The 1,188-nt window shown below is 69.0% G+C and carries 1 protein-coding gene; it reads left to right on the forward strand.

Translation table 11 applies throughout. From position 1 onward, the window contains the following. Positions 1-1,188 (forward strand): class II 3-deoxy-7-phosphoheptulonate synthase (locus JK359_RS38485; protein WP_201844380.1); only part of this gene is annotated, 1,188 nt, incomplete at both ends.

The raw sequence follows: 1,188 nt of genomic DNA on the forward strand, positions 1-1,188 counted from the left end.
GACCAGCTGCGCGCCCGGATGGCGGCCGTCGCCGAGGGAGAGGCGTTCCTTCTCCAGGGCGGCGACTGTGCCGAGGCCTTCGACGCGGTGTCGGCCGACCAGATCCGCAACAAGCTCAAGACGCTGCTGCAGATGGGTGCGGTGCTGACCTACGCGGCGTCGGTGCCGGTGGTGAAGGTCGGCCGGATCGCGGGTCAGTACTCCAAGCCGCGTTCCAAGCCCACCGAGACCCGGGACGGGGTGACGCTGCCGGTCTACCGGGGTGACTCCGTCAACGGTTTCGCGTTCGAGGAGGCTTCCCGGATCCCCGATCCGGAGCGGCTCAAGCGCATGTACCACGCGTCGGCGTCGACGCTGAACCTGGTGCGTGCGTTCACCACCGGCGGGTACGCCGATCTGCGGCAGGTGCATGCCTGGAACCAGGACTTCGTGCGGACCTCGCCGTCCGGGCAGCGGTACGAGCAGCTGGCCAGGGAGATCGACGACGCGCTGCACTTCATGCGGGCCTGCGGGGCGGACCCGGAGGAGTTCAAGACGGTCGAGTTCTTCTCCTCGCACGAGGCGCTGCTGCTGGACTACGAGTCGGCGCTGACCCGGGTGGACTCGCGTACCGGGCGGCTGTACGACGTCTCGGCGCACATGGTGTGGATCGGTGAGCGGACCCGGCAGCTGGACGGTGCGCACATCGAGTTCGCCTCGCGGATCCGCAACCCGATCGGGATCAAGCTGGGGCCGACGACGACGGCCGAGGACGCGTTGGCCTACATCGACCGGCTGGATCCCGAGCGGGAGCCGGGCCGGCTGACGTTCATCGTGCGGATGGGTGCGCAGAAGATCCGTGACCGGCTGCCGGAGCTGGTGGAGAAGGTGACCGCGTCGGGTGCGACGGTGGCGTGGGTGACCGATCCGATGCACGGCAACACCTTCGAGGCGGCCTCCGGGCACAAGACCCGGCGGTTCGACGACGTCCTGGACGAGGTCAAGGGCTTCTTCGAGGTGCACAAGGCGCTGGGCACCCACCCGGGCGGCATCCACGTGGAGCTGACCGGTGACGACGTCACCGAGTGCGTCGGCGGCGGCGACGAGATCTTCGTCGACGACCTCCACCAGCGCTACGAGACCGCCTGCGACCCCCGCCTCAACCGCAGCCAGTCCCTCGACCTCGCCTTCCTCGTCGCCGAGATGTAC

This window comes from Streptomyces actinomycinicus (assembly GCF_016741775.1).
GTDB lineage: Bacteria > Actinomycetota > Actinomycetes > Streptomycetales > Streptomycetaceae > Streptomyces > Streptomyces actinomycinicus.